The 23,224-nt window shown below is 70.6% G+C and carries 16 protein-coding genes and 1 pseudogene; 7 read left to right on the top strand and 10 right to left on the bottom strand.

The annotated features are described in order from the left end of the window. Positions 1-74: 74 nt before the first annotated feature. A complete protein-coding gene (locus tag G3I77_RS04710; RefSeq protein WP_248501266.1) occupies positions 75-1,286 on the bottom strand; it encodes an NYN domain-containing protein in 1,212 nt (403 codons plus the stop codon). A gap of 221 nt (positions 1,287-1,507) precedes the next feature. Here G3I77_RS04710 and G3I77_RS04705 point away from each other — a divergent pair, with 221 nt between their 5' ends. Then, the gene (locus G3I77_RS04705) at positions 1,508-1,675 is read left to right on the top strand and encodes a hypothetical protein (protein WP_167455405.1); all 168 of its coding nucleotides are present in this window, start codon (positions 1,508-1,510) and stop codon (positions 1,673-1,675) included. A gap of 91 nt (positions 1,676-1,766) precedes the next feature. On the opposite strand, the gene dnaE is transcribed toward G3I77_RS04705, so the two are convergent. Then, positions 1,767-5,306, bottom strand: a complete 3,540-nt coding sequence (dnaE, locus tag G3I77_RS04700; RefSeq protein WP_248501265.1) for a DNA polymerase III subunit alpha — start codon at positions 5,304-5,306, stop codon at positions 1,767-1,769. 216 nt (positions 5,307-5,522) lie between these two features. Between dnaE and G3I77_RS04695 the strand changes: the two genes are divergently transcribed. The 4 genes from G3I77_RS04695 (at position 5,523) to G3I77_RS04680 (ending at position 10,340) form a co-directional block, all read left to right on the top strand. Beyond that, positions 5,523-6,848, top strand: coding sequence for a DUF2252 domain-containing protein (locus G3I77_RS04695; protein WP_248501264.1), 1,326 nt, complete (start codon positions 5,523-5,525; stop codon positions 6,846-6,848). Between the two features lie 80 nt (positions 6,849-6,928). Continuing rightward, complete coding sequence (locus G3I77_RS04690; RefSeq protein ID WP_248501263.1) at positions 6,929-7,624, top strand: hypothetical protein; 696 nt, start codon at positions 6,929-6,931, stop codon at positions 7,622-7,624. Between the two features lie 134 nt (positions 7,625-7,758). After that, the gene (locus tag G3I77_RS04685; RefSeq protein ID WP_248501262.1) at positions 7,759-8,577 is read left to right on the top strand and encodes a thioredoxin domain-containing protein; all 819 of its coding nucleotides are present in this window, start codon (positions 7,759-7,761) and stop codon (positions 8,575-8,577) included. Between the two features lie 92 nt (positions 8,578-8,669). Further along, positions 8,670-10,340, top strand: coding sequence for an alkaline phosphatase D family protein (locus tag G3I77_RS04680; protein ID WP_248501261.1), 1,671 nt, complete (start codon positions 8,670-8,672; stop codon positions 10,338-10,340). Positions 10,341-10,350: 10 nt separating this feature from the next. Here G3I77_RS04680 and G3I77_RS04675 read toward each other — a convergent pair. Continuing rightward, positions 10,351-10,929: pseudogene (locus G3I77_RS04675) on the bottom strand (dienelactone hydrolase family protein); the annotation flags it as partial. Between the two features lie 98 nt (positions 10,930-11,027). Between G3I77_RS04675 and G3I77_RS04670 the strand changes: the two are divergent. Beyond that, entirely contained in the window at positions 11,028-12,164 is a 1,137-nt protein-coding gene (locus G3I77_RS04670; protein ID WP_248501259.1) for a mechanosensitive ion channel family protein, read from the top strand. Between the two features lie 62 nt (positions 12,165-12,226). On the opposite strand, the gene G3I77_RS04665 is transcribed toward G3I77_RS04670, so the two are convergent. The 6 genes from G3I77_RS04665 to G3I77_RS04640 all read right to left on the bottom strand — a co-directional run bounded on the left by G3I77_RS04665 (position 12,227) and on the right by G3I77_RS04640 (position 18,119). After that, the gene (locus tag G3I77_RS04665; protein WP_248501258.1) at positions 12,227-12,967 is read right to left on the bottom strand and encodes an SDR family NAD(P)-dependent oxidoreductase; all 741 of its coding nucleotides are present in this window, start codon (positions 12,965-12,967) and stop codon (positions 12,227-12,229) included. Positions 12,968-13,024: 57 nt separating this feature from the next. Then, positions 13,025-14,611, bottom strand: coding sequence for a Na+/H+ antiporter (locus tag G3I77_RS04660; RefSeq protein WP_248501257.1), 1,587 nt, complete (start codon positions 14,609-14,611; stop codon positions 13,025-13,027). A 95-nt stretch (positions 14,612-14,706) separates the two neighbouring features. Continuing rightward, entirely contained in the window at positions 14,707-15,174 is a 468-nt protein-coding gene (locus tag G3I77_RS04655) for a GNAT family N-acetyltransferase (protein ID WP_248501256.1), read from the bottom strand. Next, positions 15,171-16,115 carry an RluA family pseudouridine synthase gene (locus tag G3I77_RS04650; RefSeq protein WP_248501255.1) on the bottom strand — a complete coding sequence of 315 codons (945 nt, stop codon included), beginning with the start codon at positions 16,113-16,115 and terminating at the stop codon, positions 15,171-15,173. The genes G3I77_RS04655 and G3I77_RS04650 overlap by 4 nt, the downstream gene beginning before the upstream one ends. Before the next feature lie 43 nt (positions 16,116-16,158). Beyond that, the gene (gene lspA / locus G3I77_RS04645) at positions 16,159-16,818 is read right to left on the bottom strand and encodes a signal peptidase II (protein WP_248501254.1); all 660 of its coding nucleotides are present in this window, start codon (positions 16,816-16,818) and stop codon (positions 16,159-16,161) included. An 89-nt stretch (positions 16,819-16,907) separates the two neighbouring features. Then, on the bottom strand, positions 16,908-18,119 hold the full coding sequence (locus G3I77_RS04640) for a TraR/DksA family transcriptional regulator (RefSeq protein WP_248501253.1): 1,212 nt from the start codon (positions 18,117-18,119) through the stop codon (positions 16,908-16,910). 629 nt (positions 18,120-18,748) lie between these two features. Between G3I77_RS04640 and ileS the strand changes: the two genes are divergently transcribed. Then, positions 18,749-21,904, top strand: a complete 3,156-nt coding sequence (gene ileS, locus G3I77_RS04635; protein ID WP_248501252.1) for an isoleucine--tRNA ligase — start codon at positions 18,749-18,751, stop codon at positions 21,902-21,904. A gap of 166 nt (positions 21,905-22,070) precedes the next feature. Here ileS and G3I77_RS04630 read toward each other — a convergent pair whose 3' ends face one another. Further along, a complete protein-coding gene (locus G3I77_RS04630) occupies positions 22,071-23,198 on the bottom strand; it encodes a DivIVA domain-containing protein (protein ID WP_248501251.1) in 1,128 nt (375 codons plus the stop codon). Positions 23,199-23,224 lie beyond the last annotated feature (26 nt).

Here is a 23,224-nt window from a genome sequence, read left to right as displayed (position 1 = left end):
GACGAGACTACGGGGTCGGCGACCCCGGTCCACTCTCGGGTCGGTCCGTACCGGGAAATCCGCCGGCAAGGATCTCAGTCGTCGACGGGTGAGTGCTCCACGCCCGTGCGCACGCTGATCTCCCGCCAGAAGCCCGCCCGGATGGCGTACCGGTCCCGCTCGTCGATCTGGTCGTCCTTGTGGGCGAGCAGGCCGAAGCGGGCGGCGTAGCGCAGCAGCTCGCCGTCGACGCGATGCGGGATGCGCGGGTACATCCCGGACAGTTTCTGCAGGTGGTTCTGGTCGCCGAGGCGCTCGACCCAGCGCCGGGCGAAGACCTGCCCCACCTCGAAGGGGTCACCGCCGACGGTGGTGATGTCCTCCTCGCGGTCGGCCCACCGCTGCTCGGCCGTGGTCAGCTGGGCGAGCGTCGGCATCGAGGCGGCCTCGGGGGGCTCGGCTGTGGGCCGGTCGACCCAGCCTTTGTCGGAGGACCACCGGAGGGTGGCGGAGGCGGGGGGCTGGGCCGGCTGGGTGCCGGGGGCGCGCAGGGCGGCCAGGTCTTTGGGCGTGGGGACTCCTTTGGCGGCGGGCACCCGCTCCTCGGTGCCGTTCTGCCCGGGGCCGGCCGCCGGGTGCCGGTGCTGCGGGGCGGGCCGTTCGGTCGCGGCGCCGAGCGCGGACTCGGGCAGCGGCGCGGAGAGGATCGCGGCGATCTCGGGCCGGGGCGCGGGCTGCGGCGCGCACACCCCGGTGTAGTCCTTGGCGCGGACGGCCTTGGTGATCCACGTACGGTCCAGGACGCGCCGCTCGTCGGCCTCGGCGACCAGGTCCTCGGACTGGTTGTAGTCGCCGTCGGCGGCCTGGACGGCCCACAGGTGGACGGCGACGCCGTGCTCCTTGGCGGCCATCATGCCGGGCAGCAGATCGCCGTCGCCGGTGACGAGGACGACGTCGGAGCAGGCGCGGTTGCGGGCCAGTTCGGTGAGCTCGGCGTGCATCGCGGCGTCCACGCCCTTCTGCGCCCAGCGGCCGTCGCTGCGGGTCAGGGCGCCGAGCCGGACGGTGACCCGGGGCATCACGCGCAGCCTGCGGTGCTCGGGTTGCGGGACGCGGTCGGGGGCGCCGTCGAACCAGTAGATGCGCAGCAGCGGCTGCTGTGTGTCGGATTCGGCGCGCTCACGCAGCCCCTGGATGAGGGCGGTGTGGTCGACGGTGATGCGGGACCGCGAGGGCTCCCCGGCGAGGAGACTCGCCGCGGCTCCCAGCAGATACCCAGCGTCCACCAGGACGATGCAGCGGTCCACGCGACTCACCCTCTTCCCAGGAGGCTTGCTTCGGGCTTGCTTCGAGTCTGCCCGACGGCGCGGAGGTTAACGGCCGGAACTCGATCTTCGGCGTGGCGTTTCGGGACTTCCCGCTCCGACCAGCCCTGTCACGCACGGTAATTGTCCGACATGCGATCGTTGTCGGCCTGTGTGAATCTGGTCCCGGCCCTGGCCCCTAGTCCCCCACAGGAGGCATCACCATGGCCAAGAACAAGAACCGTGACCGTAAGCAGCAGCGTCCCACCGAGCGTGGCCAGCGGGCGGACCGCAGCCCCGCCTCGCAGACGGAGCCCCAGACCGAGGTCGAGGTGACCCCCGGCGAGATGGCCCCGTCCGGCAAGCGAAAGCGCAGCTTCGGCCACAACTGACATCTGCGTGACGGGTTGTTGAGCCCACGCACATGCACGAGGGGCGTACCCGCGACCGGGTGCGCCCCTCAAGCGCATCGAGATCCCCGCGTCACCCGGCCAGGCAGGACGGTCCGAGCAGCACCTTCAGGTCGCCGAAGAGCGCCGGGTCGGGCTTCACCCGGTGCCGGTCCAGCCGCAGCACGGTCGTCTTGGTCGGTCCCTGGAGCTTGATCCGGACCTCGCTGTCGCCCTTGTGGTGGCTGAGGACCTCACCGAGGCGGCTGACCAGCGGCGGGGTGACCCGGGTGGCCGGGATGGTGAGGACCACGGGCGCGTTGGTGCCCGCGTTCGACAGGTCCGGGACCATCAGCTCCATCGCGACGAGCCTCGGGATGTCCTCACGCTTGTCGAGGCGGCCCTTGACGAACACCACGGCGTCCTCGACCAGTTGGGTCGACACGAGCTGGTAGGTCGCGGGGAAGAACATGCACTCGATGGAGCCGGCGAGGTCCTCGACGGTGGCGATGGCCCAGGCGTTGCCCTGCTTGGTCATCTTGCGCTGCAGGCCCGAGATGATGCCGCCGATGGTGACGACCGCGCCGTCGGAGTGCTCGCCTCCGGTCAGCTGGGAGATGCCCGCGTCGGCCTTGTCGGACAGGATGTGCTCCAGGCCGAACAGCGGGTGGTCGGAGACGTACAGACCGAGCATCTCCCGCTCCTGGGCGAGCAGATAGGTCTTGTCCCACTCGTCGGGGGAGAACTCCACGTCGAGCCCGAAGCCCGGCTCGCTGGTCTCGGCCTCGCCCATGCCGCCGAAGAGGTCGAACTGGCCCTCGGCCTCCTTGCGCTTGACCGCGACCACGTTGTCGATCATCGGCTCGTAGTGCGCGGTGAGGCCCTTGCGGGTGTGGCCCATGGCGTCGAAGGCGCCGGCCTTGATCAGCGATTCGGTGGTGCGCTTGTTGCAGACCACCGCCTCCACCTTGTCGAGGTAGTCCGGGAAGGAGACGTACTTCCCCTTGGCCTTGCGGCACCTGATGATCGACTCGACCACGTTCGTACCGACGTTGCGGACGGCGGAGAGGCCGAAGAGGATCACGTCGTCGCCCTGGGCCGCGAAGTTGGACATCGACTCGTTGACGTCCGGCGGGAGCACCTTGATGCCCATGCGGCGGCACTCGTTGAGGTAGACGGCCGACTTGTCCTTGTCGTCCTTCACGGACGTGAGCAGCGCGGCCATGTACTCGGCGGGGTGGTTCGCCTTGAGGTACGCCGTCCAGTACGAGACGAGTCCGTAGGCGGCGGAGTGCGCCTTGTTGAACGCGTAGCCGGCGAAGGGGACCAGCACGTCCCACAGGGCCTGGATGGCCTCGTCGCTGAAGCCCTTCTTGCGGGCGCCCTCCTGGAAGAGGACGAAGTTCTTCGCCAGCTCCTCGGGCTTCTTCTTGCCCATCACGCGGCGGAGGATGTCGGCCTCGCCGAGCGAGTAGCCGGCGATGATCTGGGCGGCCTTCTGCACCTGCTCCTGGTAGACGATCAGGCCGTGGGTGACGTCCAGGACCTCCTTGAGCGGCTCCTCCAGCTCGGGGTGGATCGGCGTGATGTCCTGCTGGCCGTTCTTGCGCAGCGCGTAGTTCGTGTGGGAGTTCATTCCCATCGGGCCCGGGCGGTACAGGGCCGACACGGCGGAGATGTCTTCGAAGTTGTCCGGCTTCATCAGCCGGAGCAGGGAGCGCATGGGGCCGCCGTCGAACTGGAAGACGCCGAGGGTGTCGCCGCGCTGGAGCAGTTCGAAGGTCGTGGGGTCGTCGAGCGGGAGGCTCAGGAGGTCGATGTCGACCCCCTTGTTGGACTTCACCATCTTGACGGCGTCGTCCATGATCGTCAGGTTGCGCAGGCCCAGGAAGTCCATCTTCAGCAGGCCGAGCGACTCACAGCTCGGGTAGTCCCACTGCGTGATGGTGACCTTGTCCGTGTGCCTGACCCAGACCGGGACGTGGTCCGTGATGGTCTCGCTGGACATGATCACGCCGGCGGCGTGCACGCCCATCTGCCGGACCAGGCCCTCGACGCCCTTGGCGGTGTCGATGACCTTCTTCACGTCCGGCTCGTTCTCGTACATCGCCCGGATCTCGCCCGCCTCCGAGTAGCGGGGGTGCTCGGGGTTGGTGATGCCGTCGAGGTTGATGCCCTTGCCGAGGACGTCGGCGGGCATGGCCTTGGTGAGGCGGTCGCCCATCGCGTAGGGGTAGCCCAGCACGCGCGCGGAGTCCTTGATCGCGTTCTTGGCCTTGATGGTGCCGTACGTGCCGATCATGGCGACCTTGTCGGCGCCGTACTTCTCCGTCACGTACCGGATCACCTCGACGCGCCGGCGCTCGTCGAAGTCGATGTCGACATCGGGCATGGAGATGCGCTCGGGGTTGAGGAACCGCTCGAAGATCAGTCCGTGCGGGATGGGGTCGAGGTCGGTGATGCCGAGGGCGTAGGCGACGATCGAGCCGGCCGCGGAGCCTCGGCCGGGGCCGACCGCGATGCCCTGCTTCTTGGCCCACATGATGAAGTCGGCGACCACGAGGAAGTAGCCCGGGAAGCCCATCGAGATGATGGTGTCCATCTCGTACTCGACCTGCTTCATGCGGTCGTCCGGGATGCCGTCCGGGAAGCGGCGGTGCATGCCGCGCAGGGTCTCCTCGCGGAACCAGCTGACCTCCGTGTACCCCTCGGGGATGTCGAACTTGGGCATGAGGTCGCGCTTCTCGAACATGCCCGTGGTGTCGACCATCTCGGCGATCAGGCGGGTGTTGGCGCAGCCCTCCTGCCAGGCGTCCGAGGAGTCGATGGCGTACATCTCGTCGGTGGACTTCAGGTAGTAGCCGGTGCCGTCGAACCTGAAGCGGTCGGGGTCGGAGAGGTTCTTGCCGGTCTGGATGCACAGCAGGGCGTCGTGGGCGACCGACTCGTGCGCGTACGTGTAGTGCGAGTCGTTGGTGACCAGCGGGGGGATGCCGAGCTTCTTGCCGATCTCCAGGAGGCCGTCGCGGACCCGGTGCTCGATCTCGATGCCGTGGTCCATCAGCTCCAGGAAGTAGCGGTCCTTGCCGAAGATGTCCTGGTAGTCGGCGGCGGCCTTGAGGGCCTCGTCGAAGTGGCCGAGGCGCAGCCGGGTCTGGACCTCGCCGGAGGGGCAGCCGGTGGAGGCGACGATCCCCTCGGACCACTGGGCGATGGTCTCCTTGTCCATCCGGGGCCACTTCTGGAGCCAGCCCTCGGCGTAGGCGTCGGAGGACAGCCGGAAGAGGTTGTGCAGGCCGGTCGAGTTCACCGCCCACATCGTCTTGTGGGTGTAACCACCGGAACCGGAGACGTCGTCCCGCTTCTGGTGCGGCTGGCCCCACTGGATCTTGCGCTTGTTGCGCCGGGACTCGGGGGCGACGTAGGCCTCGATCCCGATGATCGGGGTCACACCGGCCTTCTGGGCCGTGTGGAAGAAGTCGTACGCGCCGTGGAGGTTGCCGTGGTCGGACATGGCGATGTGCGTCATGCCCATCTCGTTGCACGCGTTGAACATGTCCTTCAGCCGCGCGGCACCGTCCAGCAGCGAGTACTGGGTGTGGACGTGCAGGTGCGTGAACGGCGGCTTCGACATGCGGCGGCCTCCAGAGAAAACAGACGGCGAATGGGGCCCGGCAGGCTGCGGACAGTCTGGGGGACAGCGTCGAAGTCTATGCCTCGGCACTGACACCCGGAGGGCTGACCCGCGTACCTTCATGCGAGGGTTCGCGGGCACTCCCGCGGACCGCCGCACGTTAGGCAGAGGGCGGACCAGCCGCCCCGAAACGCATGCACCAGGAGGCACCCAGCGATGTCGTTCCCGCAGCTCGACGACGAGCACCGCGGTGAGGAGATCCTCGCCGTCTTCGACACCGCCTTCGGCCAGCTGCTGGCCGCCGACCCGGCCGCGTTCCGCGTGAAGTTCCGGAAGATGGCGACCTCGGCCTTCGCCTTCTACCGGGGCACGGCGTGCCTCTTCTACCACGACCTCGACGAGGAGAAGCGGGGCGGCCCGTACCTGGACGACCGCACCTCGCGCGTGTGGATCCACGGCGACCTGCACGCGGAGAACTTCGGCACGTACATGGACGCCAACGGCCGCCTGATCTTCAACGTCAACGACTTCGACGAGGCCTACGTCGGCCCCTTCACCTGGGACCTGAAGCGCTTCGCCGCGTCCATCGCGCTGATCGGCTACGCGAAGGCGCTCAGCGACGAGCAGATCTCGGAGCTGGTGACGATCTACGCGGTCGCGTACCGGGAGCGGATCCACGCCCTGGCCACGGGTGCGAAGAGCGACGAGGTGCCGCCGTTCACGCTGGACACGGCGCAGGGCCCGCTGCTGGACGCGCTGCGTGACGCCCGCTCGCTGACCCGCTTCGGCCTGCTGGACTCGATGACGGAGATCCGTGACTTCGAGCGCCGCTTCGCCCCGGGCGGCGGCTCCGTCGAGCTGGACGCGGCCACGCGCTACAAGGTCCTCGCCGCCTTCGACGGCTACCTGGAGACGCTCCCGGACAGCTCGCTGGCCCGCCCGGACTCCTACCGTGTGAAGGACGTCGTCGGACGGCGCGGCATCGGTATCGGCTCGGCCGGGCTGCCGTCGTACAACATCCTGCTGGAGGGGCACAGCGACGCCCTGGAGAACGATGTCGTGATCTACATCAAGCAGGCCCAGACCCCGGCCGTCTCCCGGCACATCGCGGACCAGGCGATCCGCGGGTACTTCCAGCACGAGGGGCACCGCACGGTGATCTCCCAGCGAGCCCTCCAGGCGCACGCCGATCCGTGGCTGGGCTGGACCGAGCTGGACGGCGCGGGCCAGCTGGTCGCCGAGGTCTCGCCGTACGCGGTGGACCTCGACTGGGGCGACATCGACGAACCGGAGGAGATCGCCCTGGTGGTGGCCGACCTCGGCCGGGCGACGGCCACGATGCACGCCGCGGCGGACGACCAGTCCGGCGAGTCCCTGGTGCCGTTCTCCACGGAGCGGGCCATCGACGCGGCGCTCGCGGCCGACGAGGAGGGCTTCGCCCCCGTGCTGGTCGACTTCGCGCACCGCTACGGCGCACGCGCGCGTGCCGACCACCAGACCTTCGTGGACCTGTTCCGCAACGGACGGATTCCGGGTCTGTAAGCGGCTTTGGCCATCCCGCTCACTCACAGGCATCCTTTAGGGGTCCCTTACAGGCCCCCATGACAGACTCTCCTTTCGCTATGGACATATCCGGGATCCAGCTCAGAGCCGTACGCGCGGCGCTGTTCACGACGGTGGTCGTGACGCTCAGCACCGCGTCGCACGTGCTGCTGTCCCGGGCCCCGCTGCCGGTGAGCACGGTGGCCGCGGTCGCCGCCACCGTGTTCGTGATCGCGTTCGCCCTGGCGGGCCGCGAGCGCTCCTTCGGGAGGATCGCGGCCCTGCTGATCCCGCTGGAACTGGCCGCCGACACGGTGTTCACCACGGGCCAGCACGCCTGTTACGGCCGGGCGGGCGGCCCGGTCACCGGTCCCCTGCGCTCGGTCGGCCTGGACGTGCTCTGCGGCGGCGGCGAGGTCGGCACGCCCCTGGCCCGGATGGCCGGGGCCACGGGCACCGACCGGCTCGCTGCCGCGGTCGCCCATGCCGACCCGGCCACCGCCTGGCTGCTGCTCGGCGCGCACATCGGCGTCGGGCTCCTCGCCGCCGCCTGGCTGCGCCGCGGCGAGCGCGCCCTGGCCCAGCTGCTGCGGGCGGTGACGGCGACCACCTTCCGGCCGCTGCTGCTGGCGGTCGCCGCGGTCGCGGTGGAGCGGCCCCCGGCCGGGCGGCGCCTGCCGGCGCGCGCCGCCGACCGCACGCCCACCGCCCGCGAGCGGATCCTCGCGTACTCGCTGGGACGGCGTGGACCGCCGTGCTCACCCGCCCTTGCGTAAGGCCCTCGCCTTCGCATGAGGCACCCGCCGTCGCGGGAGGCTCCTGCTTCCGCCTGCGGCACTTCGAGCACATGCAGTCCCCCATACGTATTCCGCACACGCAGGTGTGCGCGTCCCCCACGGAGAACATCACCATGAGCAAGCGGAACAGCCAGGCGGCGAAGACGGCGGCCCGCGAGCGGCTGCGCATCGAGCGCGAGCGCGAGGCCAAGCGCGCGAAGGTCAAGCGGCAGGTCATCGTGGCCTGCTCCATCGTCGGCGTCCTGGCGATAGCCGGCGGCATCGGCTACGCCGTCGTCCAGGCCAACAAGCCCACCTACTGGGAGGCGGTCAAGGACGAGAAGGTCGTCACCCCGGCCAACACCACGGGCACCGACGGCACCACGGTCGTCCTCGGCAAGGACTCGGCCAAGAAGACCCTGAAGATCTACGAGGACCCGCGCTGCCCCGTGTGCGCCCAGTTCGAGCAGACCGTCGGCCCGACCGTGAAGAAGGACATCGACGACGGCAAGTACAAGATGCAGTTCATCGGCGCCACGTTCATCGACAACAAGGACAACGGCGAGGGCTCCAAGAACGCCCTGAGCGCCATGGGCGCCGCGCTGAACGTCAGCGACAAGGCGTTCCTCGACTACAAGGCCGCGCTGTACTCGGCGAAGTACCACCCGGAGGAGACGACCGACAAGTTCAAGGACGACAGCTACCTCATCAAGGTCGCCGACACCGTCCCCGAGCTGAAGAACAACAAGAAGTTCCAGGACGCCGTCGAGAAGGGCACCTACGACGCCTGGGCGATGGCCATGTCGAAGACCTTCGACGACAACAAGGAAGGCGTCAAGGGCACCCCGGGCTTCGCCATGGACGGCAAGCAGCTCACCGCCGACAACCAGGGCACGCCGCTGATGACCGTGGCCGACTTCAACAGGGTCGTGGGCGAGGCACTCAAGAAGTGACGGCCGGCCGGGTACCGGCCACCACGTGAAGAGCGGGCGAACTTCGCGAGTTCGCCCGCTCTGGCGCGTACCGATCAGTAACCTGATCGGTCGTGACCAGTCGATACAGATCATCGAAGACGTCAGAGGGCCTCAACTCCCTCACCCCGCGCCGCCGTACGGTCGTCAAGGCCGCGGCGGCGAGCGCTGTCCTGGCCGGGCCGCTGACGGCAACCCTGCCCGCGCGCGCCGTCGACCAGGCTCCCGCCTTCCTGCACGGCGTCGCCTCGGGTGACCCGCTGCCGGACGGCATCCTGCTGTGGACCCGCGTCACCCCGGTCCCGGAGGCGATACCCGGCTCCGGAGTGGGCCCGGACACCGAGGTGAGCTGGGTCGTCGCCAGGGACAAGGCGTTCGCCGCCGTCGTCGCCAAGGGCTCCACCACCGCGACGGCCGCCTCCGACCACACCGTGAAGGCCGACATCCGCGGCCTGCAGCCGGGCACCGACTACTGGTTCCGCTTCTCCGCCGGCGGCACCGACTCCCCCGCCGCGCGCACCCGCACCGCCCCGGCGAACGACGCGGCCGTCACGGGCCTGCGCTTCGGCGTCGTCTCCTGCGCCAACTGGGAGGCCGGGTGGTTCTCCTCGTACCGCCATCTCGCGGCCCGCGGCGACCTGGACGCCTGGCTGCACCTCGGCGACTACATCTACGAGTACGGCACCGGCGAGTACGGCACCCGGGGCAAGGTCGTCCGCCCGCACGCCCCGGCCCACGAGATCGTCACTCTCGCCGACTACCGCATCCGGCACGCGCGGTACAAGACCGACCCGGACCTCCAGGCGCTGCACGCCACGGCCCCGGTCGTCGCGATCTGGGACGACCACGAGCTCGCCAACGACGCCTGGTCGGGCGGCGCGGAGAATCACACGGAGGGCGCGGAGGGCGCCTGGTCCGCCCGTCAGGCCGCCGCCAAGCAGGCCTACTTCGAGTGGATGCCGGTGCGCCCGGCGATCGCGGGCACCACCTACCGCCGGCTGCGCTTCGGCAAGCTGGCCGACCTCTCGCTGCTGGACTTGCGCTCCTTCCGCTCGCAGCAGGTCAAGGTGGGCAACGGCGAGGTCGACGACCCGGACCGCACGCTCACCGGCCGCGCCCAGCTCGACTGGCTCAAGGCGGGCCTGAAGGCCTCCGACACCACCTGGCGGCTGGTCGGCAACTCGGTGATGATCTCGCCGTTCGCCGTCGGCTCGCTCTCCGCCGACCTGCTGAAGCCCCTCGCCAAGCTGCTGGGCCTGCCGCAGGAGGGCCTCGCCCTCAACACCGACCAGTGGGACGGCTACACCGACGACCGCCGCGAGATCCTGGCGCACCTGCGGACCAACGCGATCCGCAACACGGTCTTCCTCACCGGCGACATCCACATGGCCTGGGCCAACGACGTGCCGGTGGACGCCGGTACGTATCCGCTGTCCCCGTCGGCCGCCACGGAGTTCGTCGTCACGTCGGTCACCTCCGACAACCTCGACGACATCGTCAAGGTCCCTGAGGGCACGGTCTCCGCGGTCGCCTCGCCCGTCATCCGAGCCGCCAACCGCCATGTCCACTGGGTCGACACCGACCGGCACGGCTTCGGCGTCCTGGACATCACGGCCGAGCGCGCGCAGATGGACTTCTACGTCCTCTCCGACCGTACGAAGCGCGACGCGACGGCCAAGTGGTCCCGCTCGTACCGCACCCGCAGCGGCACACAGAAGGTCGAGCGCGTTTACGCCCCGGTCTGAGCCGGCCCTCTCAGAGGGTGTCGAGGAAGCCGAGTGCCACCCGCCAGGTGGCCTCGGCGGCCTCCTCGTCGTAGTCCGGCAGGTCGGGGTCGGTGTAGAGGTGGCCGGCCCCGGCGTACCGGTACACCTCGACGTCGGCGCCGGTGCGGCCCATCTGGAGGTACCAGGCGTTGAGCCAGTCGTCCGTCTCGAAGGGGTCCGGCTCCGCCACGTGCAGCTGGACCGGCAGGTCCTGAGCCGTGACATCCGGCGCGATGTCCGACGTGCCGTGCAGGAGCAGCAGGCCGCGCGCCTTGTCGTCGCCGAGGGCGAGGGTCTGGGCGATGGAGGCGCCGAGCGAGAACCCGGCGTACACCAACCCTCGCTCGGAGTAGGGAGCGGCGGCCAGCACGGCCCGCTTCAGCAGCTCCTCCTTGCCGATCTTCTCCTTGTGCTCCATGCCCTCCTCGACCGACTCGAACGTGCGCCCCTCGAAGAGGTCGGGCGTCCACACCTCGTGTCCGGCCGAACGCAGCCGGTCAGCGGCCTGGAGCACCGCGGGCCGCCGTCCATGGGTCGAGTGAAAGAGCATGATGTTCATGAGGCCATGGTGCCAGCCGGGTGTGACAACCCGAGGTCACGGCACTACCCACGACGCAACGGAAGTCACATGTTCATGCCCCCCGCGAGCCGGTTAGGTTCGGGGGCATGGAGAACCTGCTACGACCGCTGATCGTGGTCGGTGGCTCGGTCATGCTCACGCTGGTGATCGGCTGGGCGACCGACTTCCTACTGCGCAAGGCCGACGAACGGCACCACGAGACCCCCTTGTGGGGTCTGCTCCGCCGTGGCCGCATTCCCTACATGCTCGTGCTGTGCGCGGCCCTGCTGAGAGGGTCGTACGACGAGGCACAACTGCTTCCGAGCCGCGACGAGGCCGTCGGCCGGGTGCTGACCCTGGTGCTGATCGGGTCGGCCGCCTGGCTGGTCATCCGGATCGCGGCGGCGATCGTCGAGACGTCGTACAGCCGGTACGCCAGTGCCCGGGCCCACCGCGACCCGGCCAGGGTCCGCCGGGTGCGCACCCAGGTGACGCTGATCATGCGGGTGGTGTCCGCGATCGTCGGCGTGGTGGCCGCGGCGAGCATGCTGCTGACGTTCCCGGCGTTCCGCGCGGCGGGCGCCTCGCTGCTGGCCTCGGCCGGAATCCTCGGCATCGTCGCCGGTGTCGCCGCGCAGTCCACGCTGAGCAACATGTTCGCGGGGTTCCAGATCGCCTTCGGCGACATGGTGCGCATGGGGGACACCGTGGTCGTGGACGGCGAGTGGGGCACGGTCGAGGAGATCACCCTGACGTACCTGACCGTCCACACCTGGGACGAGCGCCGGATCACCATGCCGGTGTCGTACTTCACGTCCCAGCCCTTCGAGAACTGGTCGCGCGGAGGCCCGCAGATGACCGGCACCGTCTTCTGGCACGTCGACCACACGGCTCCCCTGGACGCGATGCGCGAGAAGCTCCGCGACATCCTGCGCGAGTGCCCGGCCTGGGACGGCCGCGCCTACAACCTGTCGGTCACGGACACCACCCCGAACACCATGCAGGTACGGGCCCTGGTGACCGCCAAGGACGCGGACGACATCTGGACGGTGCGGGTCACGGTCCGCGAGCAGATGGTCGGCTGGCTGGCCGACGAGCACCCGTACGCCCTGCCCAGGGTCAACACGGCGGACGCGATCCTGCCGCCGTCCTTCGACGGCAACGGCCAACACCCCTCCTCCGAGGCCATACCGACCCAGCAGCGCCGCTACCACGGCAACGGCTCGGGACGGCCCGAGCGCTGACGACAGCACGCACGACAGGAGGGCTGCCCGCGGTGCGGGCAGCCCTCCTGTCGTCTCCCGGGTCAGTGGCCGCGCTCGGCGCCGCCGTTGACCTGGATGATCTGCGACGTGATGTGCCCGGCGCCCGGGGAGGCCAGCCAGTGCAGGGTCTCGGCGACGTCCCCCGGGGTCCCGGCCCGGCCGTTCGAGGTCTCGTCGATGAGCCGCGCCCGCCGCTCCTCGGCCATCGCGTCCCCGAAGAACTCGGTGTCCTCGATGTACCCGGGCGCGACCACGTTCACGGTGATGCCGCGCGGCCCCAGCTCCCGGGCCAGATCATGGGCGTACGGATGCAGCCCCGCCTTGGCCGCCGCGTACGCCCCGCTCCCGGACCCCCGGTAGGCGGCGATGGAGCTGAGGAACAGCACCCGTCCGCCGGGCTCGGCGAGCCGCGGCTTCAGCGCCTCGGTGAGCAGGACGGCGGTCAGGGTGTTGAGCCGGAAGTTCACGCTCCAGGTGTGCGCGACGGCCGCGAGCGGATCGTCACCCGGGGCATCCGGTTCGAGCAGCCCGCTGCCCCCGGCGCTGTGCACGAGCACGTCCACAGCGCCCAACTCCCGCTCCACGAAGGCGGCGACCGCGCGCACGTCCTCCGGCTCGGCGAGATCGGCCGCGTAGGTCAGCGCGCCGGGCACCTCGGCCTTCTCCAGCACCCCGGCCCGCCGCCCGAGCAGCAGCACCCGATCCCCGCCGGCGGCGAACACCCGGGCCGCCGCGAGCCCGATTCCCGTTCCTCCACCACTGATCACTACGTTCCGTGCCATACCGACGACCCTACGACGCCCCGGCCGCCCGCCGTCAAACCGGCAGCAGCAGCCGGCTCACCGCAGGCTACGGACGTCGAGGTGCCGCAGAATCCGGTCCACCACCTCGGGATCCGCCCCCGGCTCACTGCGCGCCGCCAGCACCTCGTGCCGCGCCGCACTCAGCATCTCCTGCTGGATCCGCCGCACCCGCTTCACCCGCCGGGCCCCCTCCCGGTAGGCCTCCCGCCGCTCGTCCTCCGCCAGTTCGGGACTGATCCGCACCCCGATGTCGTAGGCGCGCCGCAGCATCTGCTCGGACAGTTCCTCCGGCAGCTCCTCGTCCCCCTCGAGCTCCCGCAGCCTGCGCTTGGCGGCCTTGGCCGCCCGGATCGCCAGCGCCTTCGCGAACTCCTTCTCCCGGTCCGTGTCGGCCTTGACCCCGAGCCGCCGCACCAGCCACGGCAACGTCAGCCCCTGCAGCACCAGCGTCGTCATGATCACCCCGAACGCGATGAAGATGATCTCGTCCCGGCTGGGGAACGGCGCGCCCGCATCGGTCTCCAGCGGAATCGCCAGCACCAGCGCGACCGAGGCCACCCCGCGCATCCCCGACCACCACATCACCACGGTCTCGCGCCAGCTGACCGGGATGTCCTCGTCGTAGTCCCGCCGCGCGTGCAGCCGTTTGGTCAGCCAGGTCGCCGGCAGCAGCCACAGCAGCCGGGCGAACACGACGACGCCCACCACGACCGCCGCCCACCCGAGCAGTTCGCCCCACCGCCCGGACGCCGTGCGGATCGCGTTGTGCAACTCCAGCCCGACCAGCCCGAACGCGACGCCGGTGACGAGCGTGTCGACGATGTTCCAGAACGTGTGCCCGGCCAGCCGTGTCATGACGTCGTCGGCGTCGGAGCCGTACTCCGCGAGGAACAGCGCGGTGGTGAGCACGGCGAGCACGCCGGACCCGTGCAGTTCCTCGGCCATGACGTACGAGGCGTACGGCACCAGCAGGGTCAGCCCGATCTGCAGGGTCGCGTCGCCGAGCACGTCCATCAGCTTGTTCGCGCCCCAGCCCAGCGCGAGTCCCACGGCCACCGCCACGACGGCCGACAGCACCAGATCGAGCCCGGCCTGCCAGGGGGAGAACGTCCCGCTGACGGCGGCGGCGATCGCCACGTGGTAAAGGACGATGGCCGTCACGTCGTTGAAGAGCCCCTCGCCCTCCAGGATCGACACCAGGCGGCGCGGCAGCCCCAGCTGACCGGCCACGGCCGTCGCCGCGACCGGGTCCGGCGGTGCCACCAGCGCGCCCAGCGCGAACGCCGCGGCGAGCGGCAGCCCCGGCACGATCGCGTCGGCCGCGGCGGCCACGCAGGCCATGGTGACGAACACCAGCGCCACGGCCAGCAGGAAGATCGGCCGCTTGTTCGCCGCGAACTGCCGCCAGGACGTGCGCCGTACGGCGGCGTACAGCAGGGGCGGCAGCAGCAGCGGCAGGATCAGGTCCGGCGGGATCTCGACGTTCGGTACGAACGGGAGCAGCGCGAGGACTATCCCCAGGAGCGTCATCAGCACCGGCGCGGGCACCGCGAGCCGGTCGCCCACGGGGACACTGATCACGGCCCCGAGCAGCAGCACGAACAGCAGGGCCAACTGATCCACGGTCAGCGCTCCGGGAGGTCACATGTTCACACGACAGACCTCAAGCCTGCCACGCGACTCCAGGGACAAACCGTTTCGGCACCCGCCCTGAGGGGCTAGAGCGAGCGCCGCATCCCCTGGTGCGGAATGCCCGCCTCCAAGTACTCGGGCCCGTACGGCTCATAGCCGAGCCGCTGGTAGAAGCCGAGCGCGTGCGTCTGCGCGTGCAGGTCGACGGCCGCGAGCCCGCGCGCGCGTGCCGCGTCCTCGATGGCCCGCACCAGGGCGGCACCGACACCGAGCCCGCGCGCGGAGCCCGTCACGGCGAGCCGGCCGAGGGAGCCCACGGACGGGTCGGCGCCGGTCTGCGCCACGGCCGCCTCCCCGTGCAGCAGCCGCCCGGTGCCGAGCGGCACACCGTCCTCCCCGACCGCCAGCACATGGACCGCGCCGGCGTCGTACGCGTCGTACTCGAGGTCCTCCGGCACGCCCTGCTCGCCGACGAAGACCTCCTTGCGCACCGTGAAGCACGCCTCACGATCGGCAGGGTCCCCGGCGACCCGCACCACGTACGGAGTGCTCACGCGTAGGTCTCCTCGCGGACCTGGTCCAGGGCCTGCTGCAGGTCCTCCGGGTAGTCGCAGGAGAACTCCGCCCACTGCCCGTCCCCGGGGTGCTCGAAGCCGAGCCGCACCGCGTGCAGCCACTGCCGGGTCAGGCCGAGGCGCTTGGCGAGCGTCGGGTCGGCGCCATAGGTGAGGTCGCCGACGCAGGGGTGCCGGTGGGCGGCCATGTGGACGCGGATCTGGTGCGTGCGGCCGGTCTCCAGCTTCACGTCGAGCAGCGAGGCCGCGCGGAACGCCTCGATGAGGTCGTAGTGCGTGACGGACGGTTTGCCCTCGGCGGTGACGGCCCACTTGTAGTCGTGCTGCGGGTGCCGGCCGATGGGCGCGTCGATGGTGCCGCTGGTGGGGTCGGGGTGGCCCTGGACGAGCGTGTGGTACCGCTTGTCGACCGTGCGCTCCTTGAACTGGCGCTTGAGCGAGGTGTAGGCGCGCTCCGACTTGGCGACCACCATGAGCCCCGACGTGCCCACGTCGAGCCGGTGCACGATGCCCTGGCGCTCGGCGGCGCCGGAGGTGGAGATCCGGTACCCGGCGGCGGCCAGGCCCCCGATGACGGTCGGCCCGGTCCAGCCCGGCGACGGGTGCGCGGCCACGCCGACCGGCTTGACGATCACGACCACGTCATCGTCGTCGTGCACGATCTCCATGCCCTCGACCGGTTCGGCCACCACCTGCACGGGGGCGGGCGCCTGCGGCATCTCGACCTCCAGCCAGGCGCCGCCGTGCACGCGCTCCGACTTGCCGACCACCGACCCGTCGACCGTGACCTTCCCCGCGGCGGCGAGCTCGGCCGCCTTGGTCCGGGAGAAGCCGAACATGCGGGAGATGGCGGCGTCGACGCGCTCGCCCTCCAGGCCGTCGGGCACGGGCAGGGTACGGATCTCGGGAATCGTGCTCACCCGTCGAGTATGCCGGACGGCACTGACGGGTCTGTACGCGCGCTCAGTCCTTGTGGACGGTCCCGTCCGGGTCGAGGCCCCTGAACGACAGCAGCACGATCAGGATGCCGCCGCACACGATCGCCGAGTCGGCCAGGTTGAAGACGGCGAAGTGCTTGGGCGCGATGAAGTCCACGACCGCGCCCTCGAAGACGCCCGGCGCCCGGAAGATCCGGTCGGTGAGGTTGCCCAGCGCACCGCCGAGCAGCAGGCCGAGCGCGATCGCCCAGGGCAGGCTGTAGAGCTTGCGGGCGAGGCGGGCGATCACCAGGATCACCGCCGCCGCGATCATGGTGAAGATCACGGTGAAGGCCTCGCCGAAGCCGAAGGCCGCGCCCGCGTTGCGGATCGCCTCGAACTTCAGCCAGTCCCCGATGATCTCGATGGGCGGGTGGTGCTCCAGCTTGGCCACCACGAGCAACTTGCTGATCAGGTCGAGGGCGTACGCGAACGCGGCGACGGAGAACAGCACCGCGATCCGGCGCCTGCCGCGGGGCTGCCCGGCGGTGGCCTCCGGCTCGCCGGTGCCGGACGCTCCCGCCGCGGCCGCCGGGCCGGTGCCGGACTCCCCGGCCGGGGTGCCCTCGGAGTCGGGCCGCTCCTTGCCGCCCCCGGCCGCGTCCGGTGTGTCCGGCGTACCGATGATGCGCTCCGCCTCTGCCACGTGAGTCCCTCAACCTAGGTGCCTGACTGAGGACGAGGGTACGACACACCCCGCACGTCGCACGTGCTCAGGAGGCATTCGGCGGCCGGTCAGTACCGGCGCTCCTGCTTCTGCTTGCACTCCACGCAGAGCGTGGCCCGCGGGAAGGCCTGCATGCGGGCCTTGCCGATGGCGTTGCCGCAGTTCTCGCACAGGCCGTAGGTACCCGCGTGCAGGCGTTCCAGGGCGCGCTCGGTCTGGAGGAGCATCTCGCGCGCGTTGGCGGCCAGGGCCAGCTCGTGCTCGCGGGTGATGTTCTTGGTGCCGGTGTCCGCCTGGTCGTCGCCCGCGCCGTCCCCGGAGTCCCGCATCAGGCCGGCGAGCGACCGCTCCGACGACGTGATCTCCTCGCGCAGCCGGGTTTCCTCGGACGTCAGCTCGGACCGCGCCTCCTCGACCTCCTCCGCCGTCCAGGGGTCCTCGCCCGGGCGTACCGCGAGCTCATCGGGCTCCGCCGCGGCGACCCGTGCCTTCGGAAGGGCGGTCTTCGCCGCTGTGGCCGTGCCAGGCGTCTTCTTCGCAACCACCGTCGTCGCTCCCGTCTGCTGCGCGGCCTCGGCCGCACCCGCCTTTGTGGCCGTGCTGCTCGCGGCCGTGTCCTGTGTGACCGCGCCGGTCCGGGCAGCGCCCTTCCCGGTCGCGCTCTTGGTGGTGGTGCTCTTGCCGCCGGCGACCTTCTCGGCCGGGGCCTTCTTGGCGGCGGTCTTCTTCACGGCCGCCTTCCTGCCCGCCGTCTTCCTGACGGTGGCCTTCTCGACCGGGGCGGTCTTCCTGGCCGCCGCCTTCTTCCCTGCCGCCTTCCCGGCCGGTGCCTTCTCCGCCGTTGCCTCGGCCGGTGCCTTCTCCGCCGACGCCTCGGCCGTGGCCTTCCCGGCCGCTGCCGCCTTGGCCGGCGCCTTCCCTGCCGGTGACTTCCCGGCCGTCGCTGCCTTCGCCGGTGCCTTCTCCGCCGACGCCTCGGCCGTGGCCTTCCCGGCCGCTGCCGCCTTGGCCGGCGCCTTCCCGGCAGCTTCCTTGACCTCGGCTTCCTTGACCTCGGCTTCCTTGACCACGGCCTTCTTGGCCGTCGCCTTCTTGGCCGGCGCCTTCTTCTCGGCCGCCTTCGCCCCCTCGGCCGCCCTCCCCCTACCCTCCTTCGCCGCCCGCCCCGCCGAGCCCCCCTGCGTGGACTTCTTCCCGCTCACGTCCTTGGCCGCACCGCCGGAGGCCTCTGCGGACCTGCCGGACGCCGGCTGCTGTACGGCGGTCTTCTTCGCCACCATGGCCGCGGCCCCTTCACATATTGTGATCTTGCTCGCGAATCGTGCTGGGACGATAAATCGACTCGAGTCCCGCGGCAACGGGGCACACCGCCTGATTCGCCCGCCACGCGCACGCCGCGCGGCGAACCTGCATCCGTTGTGCCCAGCTCCCCGTCCGGTAATCCGTCGAGCCGGACGTCCCAGGATCCGAACACCTATACCGCGCTATTCGGGTCATCAAACCCATTTCGCACCCCATGGGGCTCCCCACCCCCGGCAGCCCCGAAATCCGGTCGGCCGCTGTCCGCCCGGCGCCGTACACTGGGCGGAGCGAAAAGCATGGATGGGGACGAGTAGCGGCGTACGCAGCCCAGAGCGACCCGGGGACGGTGGAAGCCCGGGGGCGAGCGCGACGCGAAGATCACCCCGGAGCCGCCGGAAGAACGTCCTGGACAGTGGGATCCGCCCACGGGCCGCAGGGGCCAGTAGAACCGGCATCGCGACCCCAATGAGGGGGCTCGCCGGCGCACACCCCGCGCTGGAGAGCCAAGGAGGGTGGTACCGCGGGAGCGCGCCGAAGGCGGCGCAGGCAGATGTAGCTCTCGTCCCTCCGGACGGAAGGCAGCAAGTCCGCCGGAGGAAGCCCGCTGATGACATCGCCGACGTACCGCCAGGTGCCCGCCCAGGTCGACCTGCCCGCCCTCGAGCACGCCGTGCTCGACTTCTGGCGCGAGCAGAAGATCTTCGCCAAGAGCCTGGAGCAGTCCGAGGGCCGCCCCGAGTGGGTGTTCTACGAGGGCCCGCCCACCGCCAACGGCATGCCCGGTGCCCACCACATCGAGGCGCGCGTCTTCAAGGACGTCTTCCCCCGCTTCCGCACCATGCGCGGCTACCACGTGGCCCGCAAGGCCGGCTGGGACTGCCACGGCCTCCCGGTGGAGCTCGCCGTCGAGAAGGAGCTCGGCTTCTCCGGCAAGCAGGACATCGAGGCGTACGGCATCGCGGAGTTCAACGCGAAGTGCCGCGAGTCGGTGACCCGGCACACGGACGCCTTCGAAGAGCTCACGACCCGCATGGGCTACTGGACCGACCTGACCGACCCGTACCGCACGATGGACCCCGAGTACATCGAGTCGGTCTGGTGGTCGCTGAAGGAGATCTTCAACAAGGGCCTGCTGGTCCAGGACCACCGGGTCGCCCCCTGGTGCCCCCGCTGCGGCACGGGCCTGTCGGACCACGAGCTGGCGCAGGGCTACGAGACGGTCGTCGACCCGTCGGTCTTCGTCCGCTTCCCGCTCACCTCCGGCCCGCTGGCCGGCGAGGCCGCGCTCCTGGTGTGGACGACCACGCCCTGGACCCTGGTCTCCAACACGGCGGTCGCCGCGCACCCCGAGGTCAGGTACGTCGTCGCGACCGACGGCGAGGAGAAGCTCGTCGTCGCCGAGCCCCTCGTCGCGAAGGCCCTCGGCGAGGGCTGGGAGACCACCGGCCAGTCCTTCACGGGCGCCGAGATGGAGCGCTGGACGTACCAGCGCCCGTTCGAACTCGTCGAGTTCCCGGCCGAGGCGCACTTCGTCGTCAACGCCGAGTACGTCACCACCGAGGACGGCACGGGTCTGGTCCACCAGTCCCCCGCCTTCGGTGAGGACGACCTCAAGGTCTGCCGCTCCTACGGCCTGCCGGTCGTGAACCCGGTCCGCCCGGACGGCACCTTCGAGGAGGACGTCCCCCTCGTCGGCGGCGTCTTCTTCAAGAAGGCCGACGAGAAGCTCACCGAGGACCTCGGCAGCCGCGGCCTGCTCTTCAAGCACATCCCGTACGAGCACAGCTACCCGCACTGCTGGCGCTGCCACACCGCGCTGCTCTACTACGCGCAGCCTTCCTGGTACATCCGCACCACGGCCCTCAAGGACCGCCTCCTCGCGGAGAACGAGGGCACCAACTGGTACCCGGACACCGTCAAGCACGGCCGGTACGGCGACTGGCTGAACAACAACATCGACTGGGCGCTGTCCCGCAACCGCTACTGGGGCACCCCGCTGCCCATCTGGCGCTGCGAGGACGACCACCTCACCTGTGCCGGCTCCCTCGCGGAACTGACCGAGCTGACCGGCACGGACCAGTCGGGCCTGGACCCGCACCGCCCGTTCATCGACGAGGTCACCTTCGCCTGCCCGCAGGACGGCTGCGGGAAGACGGCCACGCGCGTGCCCGAGGTGATCGACGCCTGGTACGACTCGGGTTCGATGCCGTTCGCGCAGTGGGGCTACCCCTACAAGAACAAGGAGCTGTTCGAGGCCCGTTACCCGGCGCAGTTCATCTGCGAGGCCATCGACCAGACCCGCGGCTGGTTCTACACGCTGATGGCCGTCGGCACCCTCGTCTTCGACAAGTCGTCGTACGAGAACGTGGTCTGCCTCGGTCACATCCTGGCCGAGGACGGCCGCAAGATGTCCAAGCACCTGGGCAACACCCTGGAGCCGATCCCGCTCATGGACCGGCACGGCGCCGACGCGGTCCGCTGGTTCATGGCGGCCGGCGGCTCCCCGTGGGCGGCCCGCCGCGTGGGCCACGGCACGATCCAGGAGGTCGTCCGCAAGACGCTCCTGACGTACTGGAACACGGTCGCCTTCCAGGCCCTCTACGCCCGTACGTCGAACTGGGCCCCGTCCGAGGCCGACCCGGCCCCCGCCGACCGCCCCGTCCTGGACCGCTGGCTGCTGTCCGAACTGCACGCGCTCACCGACCAGGTCACCCAGGCGCTGGACGCCTACGACACCCAGCGCGCCGGCAAGCTGCTGTCCGCGTTCGTCGACGACCTGTCCAACTGGTACGTGCGCCGCTCCCGTCGCCGCTTCTGGCAGGGCGACAAGGCGGCCCTGCGCACGCTGCACGAGGTCGTCGAGACGGTCACGCAGCTGATGGCCCCGCTGACCCCGTTCATCACCGAGCGGGTCTGGCAGGACCTGATCGCCCCGGTCACCCCGGGTGCTCCGGAGTCGGTCCATCTGTCGTCCTGGCCGAAGGCGGACCTGGGCGCCATCGACCCGGAGCTGTCGAGGCAGATGGTGCTGGTGCGTCGGCTGGTGGAGCTGGGCCGGGCCACGCGCGCGGAGTCGGGCGTCAAGACGCGTCAGCCGCTGTCCCGCGCGCTGATCGCGGCGACGGGCTTCGAGACGCTGGACTCCGAACTGCGCACGCAGATCACGGAGGAGCTGAACGTCGAGTCCCTGGCGACACTGAGCGAGGTCGGCGGCAGCCTGGTCGACACCACGGCGAAGGCCAACTTCCGTGCGCTGGGCAAGCGGTTCGGCAAGCGCGTCCAGGACGTGGCCAAGGCCGTCGCGAACGCGGACGCGGCCGCCCTGTCCCTCGCCCTGCGCGAGGGCACGGCGTCGGTCGAGGTCGACGGCGAGACCATCACGCTGGCTCCCGACGAGGTCATCATCACGGAGACTCCGCGCGAGGGCTGGTCGGTGGCGTCCGACTCGGGCGCGACGGTCGCCCTGGACCTGGAGATCACCGAGGAGCTCCGCCGGGCGGGCCTGGCCCGTGACGCGATCCGCCTGATCCAGGAAGCCCGCAAGAACAGCGGCCTCGACGTGGCCGACCGCATCGCGCTGCGCTGGACGGCCACGGACCAGGCGACGGTCGCCGCCCTGACCGACCACGCCGGCCTGATCGCCGACGAGGTCCTGGCTGCGTCCTTCCTGGATGAGCACAGCGCCCAAGGCGAGGAGGACGCCTACGGCGAGCCCTTCACCGACGAGGGTCTGTCCCTGACGTTCCGCCTGCGCAAGGCGTAACCCTCGGGCCGAAGGCCCGGACCCGCCAAAGATCTTGGCGGGTCCGGGCCTTCGGCGTTGCGTACGCACGAACGCGCGTGGCAAAAGGGCGAGGCCCCGGGTGGGAACCCGGGGCCTCGCCCTGAACGCTGCCGACGTCTATGCCGTACTACTGGCCATCAGGCCGTCAGTTGTCATCCTCGTCGATCAGGAAGCCCCGCATCGGCGAGGGCGCCTGACCCATCTGGGACGGGCCCTGCGGACGGACCGGCGCCATCGGCTGGGTCATCGCCGGCGACATCTGCTGCTGACCGCCGTAGGACGGAGCGGACGGCGACGGGGCGCCGCCCATCGTCTGGTTGCCGCCGCCGTACGACGGGGCGCTCGCGCCGGCCGGAGCCATGGAAGGCGCCGGGGACGGCGGGAGGGACGCGGTCGCCGGAGTGCGCGGCGGGGCCAGCGAGTCGTCGGCCTGGGTCTCCAGCTGACGCAGCTGCGACTCCAGGTACGACTTCAGGCGCGTGCGGTACTCGCGCTCGAAGCCGCGCAGGTCCTCGACCTTGCGCTCCAGCGTGGCGCGGGCGGACTCCAGGGAGCCCATCGCGACGCGGTGCTTCTCCTGCGCGTCCCGCTCCAGGGCGTCGGCCTTGGCACGGGCGTCACGCTCCAGACCCTCGGCACGCGAACGCGCCTCGCCGACGATCTTGTTGGCCTCGGAACGAGCCTCGGCGATCGCCTGGTCGGCGGTCTGCTGGGCCAGCGAGAGGACACGGGCGGCGCTGTCGCCACCGGGGCCTCCCTGACCGGGGCCGCCCATCGGACCGCCCATGGGGCCGGGGCCGCCCATCGGGCCGCCCATCTGCTGCTGCATCGGGGGCTGGCCCATCGGACCCGGACCCTGGCCCATCGGACCGGGACCCTGAGGTCCACCCTGACCGCCGGGACCGGCGGGCAGCTGCGGGGCACCGCTCGGCAGCTGGGGCGGGCCACCCATGGGGCCACCCATCTGCTGCTGCGGCGGGCCCGATATGCCGGCGGGTACGGGACCACCAGGACCGCGCATGCCCTGCTGCTGCTGTTGCTGCTGCTGATCCTGCTGCGGCTCCGGAGGCTTGCGCATGTTCTGCTGGTTCTGCGCAGCAGCGCGCGTGGCCGCGGCCAGTTTGGCGCGCAGGTCCTCGTTCTCACGGAGCAGGCGGGTCAGTTCGGCTTCGACCTCATCGAGGAAGGCATCGACCTCGTCCTCGTCATAGCCTTCTCGGAGGCGGACGGTCGTGAACTGCTTGTTCCGCACGTCCTCGGGGGTCAACGGCATCTCTTCACCTCAACGTAGTCGTCGGC

This window comes from Streptomyces sp. D2-8 (genome assembly GCF_023184515.1).
GTDB lineage: Bacteria > Actinomycetota > Actinomycetes > Streptomycetales > Streptomycetaceae > Streptomyces.
This window is presented reverse-complemented; position numbering and strand designations above follow the sequence as displayed.

Coding starts and splice junctions, on each gene's coding strand:
- G3I77_RS04640 (WP_248501253.1), bottom strand. CDS start 18,119: ATGGTGGCGAAGAAGACCGCCGTACAGCAGCCGGCGTCCGGCAGGTCC.
- G3I77_RS04690 (WP_248501263.1), top strand. CDS start 6,929: ATGGACATATCCGGGATCCAGCTCAGAGCCGTACGCGCGGCGCTGTTC.
- G3I77_RS04685 (WP_248501262.1), top strand. CDS start 7,759: ATGAGCAAGCGGAACAGCCAGGCGGCGAAGACGGCGGCCCGCGAGCGG.
- G3I77_RS04665 (WP_248501258.1), bottom strand. CDS start 12,967: ATGGCACGGAACGTAGTGATCAGTGGTGGAGGAACGGGAATCGGGCTC.
- G3I77_RS04695 (WP_248501264.1), top strand. CDS start 5,523: ATGTCGTTCCCGCAGCTCGACGACGAGCACCGCGGTGAGGAGATCCTC.
- ileS (WP_248501252.1), top strand. CDS start 18,749: ATGACATCGCCGACGTACCGCCAGGTGCCCGCCCAGGTCGACCTGCCC.
- G3I77_RS04630 (WP_248501251.1), bottom strand. CDS start 23,198: ATGCCGTTGACCCCCGAGGACGTGCGGAACAAGCAGTTCACGACCGTC.
- dnaE (WP_248501265.1), bottom strand. CDS start 5,306: ATGTCGAAGCCGCCGTTCACGCACCTGCACGTCCACACCCAGTACTCG.
- G3I77_RS04670 (WP_248501259.1), top strand. CDS start 11,028: ATGGAGAACCTGCTACGACCGCTGATCGTGGTCGGTGGCTCGGTCATG.
- G3I77_RS04705 (WP_167455405.1), top strand. CDS start 1,508: ATGGCCAAGAACAAGAACCGTGACCGTAAGCAGCAGCGTCCCACCGAG.